The following is a 9,454-nucleotide window of genomic DNA, read 5'->3' as shown; positions in this document are numbered from 1 at the left end:
CGGTATCCCCAATTAACAGGCACCTGTATTCGATCAATTTCTACTGTTTGCGGCAGCTGGTCTATCAGGATGTTAACGGATCCGTTCAAGATCAAATGGGGACAATAAGCTTTCATTCTGCCGGGTTACTTCCCGTAAAAACTGATATAAAACTTCTTTTGCCATCAACGCATCATGGCAGCCTTTTAACACATCCTGCCCGGTAAAATCCCAAAGCACTTCCCGGCAGATCTTAATAATTTCCCGCATGATTTCATCCAGCGTATACTCCTGTCCGGATTTTTTGAGTTCTTTTTCTTTTTTCTTCAGCTTTATAAGTGTTTCTTCATACCGTTTGGCATCCCTTGGATCAGTAATATTAAAACGCACTTCTTTCCCGTTCAATTTCATTTACAGTATCCTCCTGTTCTCCATTTTCTATTTTTATAATTTCCATCTAAGATTATTCTTAAATATCCTCCACAGAATCCTACAATATCATTTTCCTGTTACATAACTTCACCAATGTAAATATTAATTACAAATACTCATCTGCTAGCTATTCCCCCTTTCATAAGCCACACTCAGTTTTCTTTAACACTTTACTTAAAAATTAAATATTTTAAACTCCCTCTCTCAAAATAAATGCTCTGGCATATGTAGCCAACTATTATCCCATCCAAATTAGTACTTTTAATCTGCAGACCTAGGATTAATTTGTATCTATCCAGATAGATTTTTCAGAGTATTTTCTACTAATTGAAAACCTCTTTTCCATCTCTTTATCCCCTGTCTAAAAAACACTTTATTGCTCATTACTTTATCAACTAGCATCATTCAGATATATATACAAAACTCTATAATACTCCTTTCCTATAGTTCTTTCATGTCTGCTGTACAAAAACCTCAAAAGAAAACACTTTAGCAATCTTGATTTTTTAGTTTTTTAAAATAAGTACTAAAAAACACCAGCCACTATTGACTGATGATACTACATAACAAATTTTAATATTTAAAAATTTTACAACGCCTTTTCACTAAATAAAACATATACAGGATTACTTATATCTTAATATTTTCATACACTTATTTCCAAACATATAACCTATATAAGCAAAATATTAATTTTCAAATCAGTCCCCCTTATCTTCCGAAATTATTCATATTACTAACCAAATGTGACTTACTAGAACACTCATAAGTAAAGTGTTAAAATCATACAAGTTTCATCAGTACTATATTATCATATTGAATTATGACATATGGGATATTTGTGACAGACTTACATTTTTTCAAACTTTTTTTGAAATATTATCTTTCTCTACACCAATAACACCTCTATCATTTCCTAATACTTTATAAAAAGCAACCGAGTATACAACGATTATATCTGCTTTATTAGCAAAAACCTCCTGTATCCACTGCTCTGATACAGGAGGTTTTTCATATGCTCCAAACATTATAAATGCCAAATACACAGACTTATTTCCTGAAATCAAACTTTGTATAATCAGGATAATCTGCAAACATCAGATATTTTGCTTCCACATCTTCTTCCATCTCCGGGATTCTGCTGCCTGCCCGGTAAAAACGATTATCAATATTATCATCGTTACACATGGATACCTCAAACAAAATCACATCACCGGTTCCAGGTACGCCCTGCCACTGATGGTAAATCCCCGGGGTCAGCGAAATACTCTGTCCCGGTTTACAGATCACAGTCCCCCCCGCCGGAACCGTAACCGCTTTTCCATCTATTTTTACCACAACCGGTGTATCCGCAAATGTTCCCGGCTTGTTGGCACGTCCGCCTTCTACATCCTTAAAATCATCTTCGGTACAATTGTACAGCGTAATCTCAAGATCACCGCCGCCCCGGTTGATAATGTCTTCCATTTTGCTCCAGTGATAATGAAACGGCAGAATCTGACCGTCATTTACATACAGAAGCTTTTCTGCATATGGTTTCGGATATTTTTCTTTGTTGTAGAAATTTCCATTTCTGAAAGTAAAAATTGTAAGACCAATTTTATCAAAATCTCCGCTTCCAAAATCTGTAATATCCCATCCCAGCATATTTTCCACCAGTTCTTCTTCTGTTTCATCCAGATTTTTCCAATCCTCTATACTGTAAAACGCAAATGGCGGAAGTGGAAATTTATTTTCCTCACATACCTGAATAACATGTTCAATAATTGCATTTGCTTTTGATCTCTTCATGAGTCATAATCCTCCCTTTCCTTTTCTCCTTTGTCTATTCTATCACTGAACCTTCTGTTTTTAAACACTTTTCTCTCCGGCAGGACTTTTTTTATAACGGTTGTTCCATGCAGCAGATACATAGGTTACGTATTTCTCCCGGACTTTCTTTTAATGCTTTTTCCACTGTTTGAAACCGTTTTCAGCCTTTACCTTCACCGGTACAAGCCTTGCGTTTTCTTCTGATAAAAGCTCCTCATGTATGACGGTATCATCCCCCTCCTGACGCAAAAACTCCCTGTCAAGACTTCTGAGCTTATAATAAGGCGTTGCAGGTACATGCTTTGCTGCAAACTCTGCCCCCCTAGAACCTGCCTGTGAGAAAAACCAGAGACCTAAACGCCGCACACAATAGCCCCATCCAAAGATTTTTCCGATTCGAAATGCCGATTTAAAATTATAAAAGGAACGAACCGCATGATAAAACTCTTCCTGCAGCTCCCATGGCGTCATATGCACCGGCCGGAAGGTTACATTCATCATGTCAAACTGGCTCCAGTCTCCGGTTACCATTCGTTCTTCTTCCATCATTTTCCGATAAACCGGTGTTCCGGGATAGGGCGTTAGAATTGCCGGCTGCAGCTGATATGCATCCATCTCCTTTACAAATTCTACTGCTTTTCGGATATCTTCTCTTGTGTCTGAATCTATCCCCAAAACCAGACTGGCAATCAGACGGATTTTATACTGCCGGCATCTTTGGGCCGCCTTTTTGATATCTGCCGGTCGCTGTCCTTTATGAATCTCATCCAGCGCATCCTGATTCAGGGATTCAATACCAATGAGCACACGATTTAAATGAGCCTTGGAAAGCAGGTCCAAAAGCTCCTCATCCTCTGCCATATCAGTTCTTCCAAAGAAAAAGGTCTCCTTAAAAATAAGATTTTCCGCAATCATTCTTCTGCAGATTTCCTTGGCCCTCTCTTTATCTGCGGTAAAATTATCATCCTCAAAATTCATATAACGAAATCCCATTTCCTTATACCTGCGTATTTCGTCTATGACGCTGTCTACACTTCGCTGCCGGTACGGCTCAAACATTCTGGAAGTTGTACAAAATGTACAGCAGTGGGTACAGCCTCTTGTTGTCATAACATTTGCGCAGTCACAGGGGGTTTTCAAGATAGAATAGTCCGGCAGAGGAAGACTGTCCAGATTGCTGCTTGGAATTCCGGCCACAATTTTTTTGGTAATTCTTCCTTCCACCACATCCAGAATTACATTCTCCCCCTCACCGGTAATCACCTGATCGGCATGCATTAACGCTTCTTTGGGAAGCGCCGAAGCATGAATGCCTCCAATCAGAACCCGTGCATCCGTTTTTGCATGGATTTCATCTGCAAGCTCATAAGCCCGCTTCGCAGTGGAGGTCATTGTATAAATACAGAAAACATCCGTATCTCTCATTAGTTTTTTATAATTTACTTTTGCATAGAGTTCCTCATAAACTTCAACCTCATGTCCGGCATTTTTTAAAATACCTCCTAAAATCAGAGGTCCTGTGATGGCATTCGGATGCCCGTAAAAACGGCCTCCCAGGCGATACAGCCATAATCTTCTCAAGTCGCTGGTTGGTGTAAGAAAAACAATTTTCATGATAAGTACCAAGCCCTTCAATTATTTTCTTACAAGTATTTCCAGCATCCTTCTTTTCTATGCAGTTAAATCAGGGAAACAACCAGCTTTTATGTTCAGCAAGTTTTTTTCCAGCCCGCTTCTATTTTTTCTTCCAGTTCCTCTAGTGTTCTTAATCCACTAAGGGCATCATAGCTTTCCACGCAGGAAGCTCCCTGGGCTGCCGCCAGACGAACACATTTTTTCAAAGGATAGCCGCGCATCAGTGAGGTTAAAAATGCAGCCACACACGTATCCCCCGCCCCGGTGGCCGAACGGATTTTTTCCGGACGGTAGCTGGTCTCAAATCCAAAACAATCTGCCCATTCATCCACATCCAGCTGAAATTTTCTGCTGATTCTGCTGAGACCTTCTGCATCTGACGTACCGTAATACAGCCCTCTAGAACCGCATTTCAGCAGCAGAACCTTTGGCCCCATACTCATTACTTTCTCAGCCAGCGGAACAATATCCTTGTCATAATCCAGTATTTCCACCATATCTTTTCCCCCTGCCCGGACAAGCCATTCTCTGTAAACTTCCGGCCATACCATACTGCACAGCTCTTCAATACTGGGGACAAAAATATCCACATATGGAAGCACACGTTCCAATATCAGCGGCCAGTTCTCTCTGCCTGCCGGCGACTGAGGATCTGCAACACACAAATCAAGCGAGGTAATAATTCCAAGCTCTCCTGCCCTGCGGTATACTTCTTCAAGTCCCTGCCCCTGATTTTGATAAATCTGTTTCATAACCGGCGGATATCCAAAATGAAACAAATCAATTTCATCATTCATGGCATCTGTCAGTTCTTCTGCTGTAAGCTCATCATTAGCGCCGGAATGATGAAGAAACATCCGATCCAGCCCCGGAGGCGCCAGCACAATGGAATAAGATGTTGTACTGTTTTCAGAAACTAAAAGCCCTTCCTCCGCCTGATAGCTTTTCATAATGGCCGCTACACTGTCACCGAATTTATCCCTGCCTATTTTAGCTGTAAGAATTACATCCGCACCCATTTTACGCATAGCAAGTCCAGTATTAGAAACAACCCCTCCGGTATGTATATCCGCAGCTTCTACCTGTATCATTTTGCCCGGTACAAATAGCTGCCCCGTCACATCCAGACCATCAGGAAATACAGGAGTAATATCAAGGCACAGATGACCGGCTACCATGGCTCTTTTCTTATTCATGTTCTCACTCTCCATCTGTTATCTGCATGCCAGGCGGTATACGGCCTCACATGCCTCCCTGTCAAGAGGTACAAACCCGCCTTCTGTCCGGCCGTCGATCTGCAGCGTTTCCAGCAGCTTTGGAATATCTTCTTCCTTTGCTCCCAGCTCTTGAAAATTAAGGGGCATCCCCAAAGATTTCCAGAATCCCCGCAGTGCTTTAATTCCGGCTCTGGCAGTGATTTCTGGATATTCAAAGTTCATCTCGCACCCCCAGATGCGGACAGCTGCCTGAGCAAATCTCATAACATTGTGTTCCAGCGTATATTCCATCCAGGCCGGAAAAATGACAGCCAGGCCGGCCCCATGAGCACAATCGTATAAACCGGAAAGCTCATGCTCCAGATTATGGCTGGCCCAGTCCTGCTGACGTCCGACACCACAGATATCATTATGCGCCATAGTTCCCGCCCACATAATATTAGCTCTGGCCTCATAGTTATCCGGATCAGCCATCACCTTTGGAGCCTCCTGAATAATAGCTTTAAGAATGCCTTCGCACATCCGGTCCGTTACTTCCACTTCCTTTGTATTTGTAAAATACCGTTCAAATACATGCGCCATCATATCTGTAATTCCGCATGCAGTCTGATACGGAGGCAGTGTCTGTGTCAGCTCTGGATTTAATATTGAAAATTTCGGCCGCATCAGATCACTTCCGCAGGGACGTTTAAAGTTCCCATCCTCGTGTGTAATCACACTTCCGTCCGAGCCTTCACTTCCTGCCGCTGCAATGGTTAAAACAGTTCCCACCGGAAGTGTCTTCTCAACGGAAGCTTTTCCTGTATAAAAATCCCAGAAATCTCCGTCATACAATGCTCCAAGGCCAATAGCTTTGGCAGAATCTATCACACTTCCGCCTCCTGCCGCTAAAATGAAATCTATATTCTCATTTTTACACAGTTCAATTCCTTTGTACACAAGACCGCTTTTTGGATTTGGCTCAACCCCGCCAAGTTCCGCAATATACAATCCTTCTTTTTTCAAAGACTCCCTGATTCTGTCAAGGAGTCCGGACTTCTCAGCAGATCTACCGCCAAAATGAAGCAGCACTCTGCTGCCGCCAAACTCTTTTACATACTTACCCGCATGATTTTCTTCCCCTTTGCCAAATACAAACTTTGTAGGACTGTAGAAAACAAAATTGTCCATAAACTGCTCCTCCTGATTCTTATACAAGGAACTTACCCTCGGTGTACAAAGGCTAACATCCCCTGTTAGTGATTCTTTACATTCTGTTCCTGCCAATCGTAACAGGCTGGTTTTATTATACCATCTGAATGTAAAAGTTAAAAATACTTGTTTGAAAACTTTGCAAAACAGTATTTCCTATAGAGAAATAAAAGCCCGAAATCATACATTTTCATGTACGATTCTGGGCTTTCATTTAAACGCTTATCAACCGGATACTTTTTGTCTGGACATTTGTAAAACCGGCACCAGACGCTTGTAAATCAAGACTGTAACAACCACACTGATCATGGCTTTCACAAATGTAAACGGCATATTAAACACAATCAGACTCTGAAGGATACTGTCTACCCCTGGAAAAATAGCCTGATATGCCGCTAAAATAGTATCTTCCGGCATAAAATTATAATACACCGGATATACAATAAAATAATTGGACACTACACTGACAAGGGCCATGGCAACAGCTCCTAATACAGCGCCTCCACATGCACTGGCTTTCGTTTTTTTATACTTGTACAAAAGTCCCGCCGGAAGGATAAATATGACATTTAAAATAAAGTTCGAAAGCTCTCCCACCCCTGCTGTTGAAGTCACCGTCAAATGCAGAAGGTTCTTAATCAGAGCAATCAAAATTCCGCCCACCGGACCTGTGGCAAAGGTGCCTATTAAGGCAGGCAGATCTGAAAGATCCATCTTAATAAAGCCCGGCATCAACGGTACGCTGAATTCCATAAACATCAGAATATAAGCAATTGCCGATAAGATTGCAACAACGGCCATTGTGTGGATACTAACTTTCTTTTTACTGATTGTACTGTTTTTCTGTTTCATTTTCATGCATCCTTTCTGAATTAAATTGACATTCAAATAGAAATTCTTGATCGGTACTTTTCAGCTTTATCACAACACAGTGTTTCCTATAGAGTAAAAAACCCCGGATTAAAAATCCGGGGCTGCTCATTCCACTTACAACAGATTCACAGGAATCTGTTATTTCTGTTTCTTCTCCCATCCAGACTTTACTGTCGGTTCCGGAATCTCACCGGATCAGCTGCATATGCAGTTCACGGACTTTCTGATCGCTCAGAATCACCGTCGGTAGGGAATTTATGCATCTGCATATCACCCTGCCCCGAAGAATTTTCTATTTATCTAGAGATATTATATAACACTGCAGGATCAGATGCAATACTTTTTTATGATTCCTGGAGTGTTTCAAATTGAGCAAAAAATCAGGGCTCCTGACGGAGAAAATTTCCCCGCCGGAAGCCCTGGTTTTTATTTATTGCACAATCTTACTTATTTGCGATTGCGTCTTTGATTTTTGCTGTTAACATAGGTACGATTTTATTTAAATCGCCTACTACACCGTAATCAGCTACATCGAAGATTGGAGCATCTTCGTCTTTGTTGATTGCGATGATGATATCAGATTCTTCCATACCTGCAACGTGCTGGATTGCTCCGGAAATACCAATTGCAAAGTATACGTTAGGACGAACTGTTTTACCTGTCTGTCCAACCTGAAGATCTTTTGGTTTCCAGCCTGAATCTACTACCGCACGGGAGCAGCTTACTGTACCGCCGATTGCTTCAGCCAGATCTTCAAGGATTTTGAAGTTTTCAGGTGAGCCAACGCCACGTCCGCCGGATACAAGGATTTTTGCGTCCATAATATCAACTGTGTCTGCAACGTTTTTAACGATTTCCATGATTTCCACGTATTTGTTATCCGGTGTAAATCCTGGGTTGTATTCGATTACTTCAGCTTTTGCTCCTGCAACCGGTGCAATTTTCTGCATAACACCTGGACGAACTGTAGCCATCTGAGGACGGTTATCCGGGCAGGCGATAGTAGCGATTGTGTTACCGCCGAATGCAGGACGAGTCATTAATAACTGATTGTGTTTCTGCTCTTTGCCCGGAATTGGGTTCAGAGGGAAATCACCGATTTCAAGTACTGTACAGTCAGCTGTCAGACCTGTTTCTACTCTTGCAGAAACACGCGGGCCTAAGTCACGGCCGATTGCTGTAGCACCAACCAGAACGATTTCCGGTTTGTATTCGTTAATTACAGATGCCAGTGCATGTGTATAAGGTTCTGTTCTGTAATCTTTCAGTTCCGGATCATCTACTACGATAACTTTGTCAGCACCGTATTCAGCTAACTGATCTACAAGTCCTTTTACGCCGGATCCAATAAGAACTGCTGTTACGTCTGCATTTAAATCTGCTGCAAGGTCTTTTGCTTTACCAAGTAATTCAAAAGCGATGCCGCTTAATTCATTATCTACCTGCTGTGCAAAGACATATACGCCTTTGTACTGCTCCATAATTTCTTTATCCATTGCTGCCATTCTTATTCACCACTCTTCCTTTTCTTAGATTACATGTTTTGTTAATAATTTGTCCATGATGTAGTCTACAGATTCATCCGGTGTATCAAGTACAACTTTTTCACCAGCACCTTTTCTTACTTTATCAGATGCTTTTGCGATTTTTGTAGGAGATCCGTTAAGACCAAGGTTCGCATCATCAACATCTACCAGATCATTTCTGCCCCATACAGTGATTTCTGCATCATAAGCATCAAAGATTCCGCCTGGTGTCATGTAACGTGGATCATTTAATTCAGCCAATGCTGTAATAAGGCAAGGCATCTGAGCCTTAACCATATGATATCTGTCATCATACTGACGCTGAACAATTACATTGTTTCCTTCAATTTTGATATCCTGAGCATAGGAAATAACCGGAATATCAAGATGTTCGGAAATCTGAGGTCCAACCTGAGCTGTATCACCGTCAATCGCCTGACGTCCGGAGATAATTAAATCATACTCAAGATTTCTGATTGCACCTGCAAGTGTTGTAGAAGTTGCCCATGTATCAGCGCCGCCTAAGCATCTGTCTGTTACAAGAATACCTTTGTCTGCGCCCATAGCCATAGCTTCACGAAGAACTTCTTCTGCTTTTGGAAGTCCCATTGTGATAACTGTTACTTCTGCGTCATACTGATCTTTTAATCTAAGCGCTGCTTCCAGTCCGGCTTTATCATCCGGGTTCATAATTGTAAGCATCGCACCTCTGTTAAGGGTACCGTCCGGGTTGAACTGAACTCCGCCTGCTGTATCAGGTACCTGTTTTACACATACTACTATCTTCAT

At 41.7% G+C, this 9,454-nt stretch carries 9 protein-coding genes and 1 riboswitch; all 9 genes read right to left on the bottom strand.

Annotated elements, in window-relative coordinates:
• Nucleotides 1–72: 72 nt before the first annotated feature.
• Entirely contained in the window at nt 73–390 is a 318-nt protein-coding gene (locus OCV88_RS09885; protein ID WP_158425342.1) for a hypothetical protein, read from the bottom strand.
• Nucleotides 391–1,271: 881 nt separating this feature from the next.
• Nucleotides 1,272–1,457 (bottom strand): hypothetical protein, encoded by a 186-nt coding sequence (locus OCV88_RS09880; protein ID WP_158425341.1) that lies wholly within the window; start codon nt 1,455–1,457, stop codon nt 1,272–1,274.
• Nucleotides 1,458–1,461: 4 nt separating this feature from the next.
• Nucleotides 1,462–2,202, bottom strand: a complete 741-nt coding sequence (locus OCV88_RS09875; RefSeq protein ID WP_158425340.1) for a D-lyxose/D-mannose family sugar isomerase — start codon at nt 2,200–2,202, stop codon at nt 1,462–1,464.
• Between the two features lie 150 nt (nt 2,203–2,352).
• On the bottom strand, nt 2,353–3,837 hold the full coding sequence (locus OCV88_RS09870) for a B12-binding domain-containing radical SAM protein (RefSeq protein ID WP_158425339.1): 1,485 nt from the start codon (nt 3,835–3,837) through the stop codon (nt 2,353–2,355).
• A gap of 95 nt (nt 3,838–3,932) precedes the next feature.
• Nucleotides 3,933–5,054: a carbohydrate kinase family protein gene (locus OCV88_RS09865; RefSeq protein WP_158425338.1), complete on the bottom strand. Its 1,122-nt coding sequence runs from the start codon at nt 5,052–5,054 to the stop codon at nt 3,933–3,935.
• Nucleotides 5,055–5,072: 18 nt separating this feature from the next.
• Nucleotides 5,073–6,245, bottom strand: a complete 1,173-nt coding sequence (locus tag OCV88_RS09860; protein WP_158425337.1) for an iron-containing alcohol dehydrogenase — start codon at nt 6,243–6,245, stop codon at nt 5,073–5,075.
• Between the two features lie 246 nt (nt 6,246–6,491).
• The gene (locus OCV88_RS09855; RefSeq protein ID WP_158425336.1) at nt 6,492–7,118 is read right to left on the bottom strand and encodes an ECF transporter S component; all 627 of its coding nucleotides are present in this window, start codon (nt 7,116–7,118) and stop codon (nt 6,492–6,494) included.
• 165 nt (nt 7,119–7,283) lie between these two features.
• Nucleotides 7,284–7,431: riboswitch (FMN riboswitch) on the bottom strand.
• 151 nt (nt 7,432–7,582) lie between these two features.
• Nucleotides 7,583–8,644, bottom strand: coding sequence for an electron transfer flavoprotein subunit alpha/FixB family protein (locus OCV88_RS09850; protein ID WP_158425335.1), 1,062 nt, complete (start codon nt 8,642–8,644; stop codon nt 7,583–7,585).
• A 24-nt stretch (nt 8,645–8,668) separates the two neighbouring features.
• Nucleotides 8,669–9,454, bottom strand: coding sequence for an electron transfer flavoprotein subunit beta/FixA family protein (locus tag OCV88_RS09845; protein WP_158425334.1), 786 nt, complete (start codon nt 9,452–9,454; stop codon nt 8,669–8,671).

The organism is Brotonthovivens ammoniilytica (genome assembly GCF_025566885.1).
In the GTDB taxonomy this organism is placed as follows: domain Bacteria; phylum Bacillota; class Clostridia; order Lachnospirales; family Lachnospiraceae; genus Brotonthovivens; species Brotonthovivens ammoniilytica.
Note: the sequence above shows the minus strand (reverse complement) of the source record. Positions and strands in the feature narration are given on the sequence as shown.

What these genes read in the sequence shown, in the direction of transcription:
- OCV88_RS09885 (WP_158425342.1), bottom strand. Translation starts at nt 390, where the DNA reads ATGAAATTGAACGGGAAAGAAGTGCGTTTTAATATTACTGATCCAAGG.
- OCV88_RS09875 (WP_158425340.1), bottom strand. Translation starts at nt 2,202, where the DNA reads ATGAAGAGATCAAAAGCAAATGCAATTATTGAACATGTTATTCAGGTA.
- OCV88_RS09870 (WP_158425339.1), bottom strand. Translation starts at nt 3,837, where the DNA reads ATGAAAATTGTTTTTCTTACACCAACCAGCGACTTGAGAAGATTATGG.
- OCV88_RS09865 (WP_158425338.1), bottom strand. Translation starts at nt 5,054, where the DNA reads ATGAATAAGAAAAGAGCCATGGTAGCCGGTCATCTGTGCCTTGATATT.
- OCV88_RS09860 (WP_158425337.1), bottom strand. Translation starts at nt 6,245, where the DNA reads ATGGACAATTTTGTTTTCTACAGTCCTACAAAGTTTGTATTTGGCAAA.
- OCV88_RS09855 (WP_158425336.1), bottom strand. Translation starts at nt 7,118, where the DNA reads ATGAAACAGAAAAACAGTACAATCAGTAAAAAGAAAGTTAGTATCCAC.
- OCV88_RS09850 (WP_158425335.1), bottom strand. Translation starts at nt 8,644, where the DNA reads ATGGCAGCAATGGATAAAGAAATTATGGAGCAGTACAAAGGCGTATAT.
- OCV88_RS09845 (WP_158425334.1), bottom strand. Translation starts at nt 9,454, where the DNA reads ATGAAGATAGTAGTATGTGTAAAACAGGTACCTGATACAGCAGGCGGA.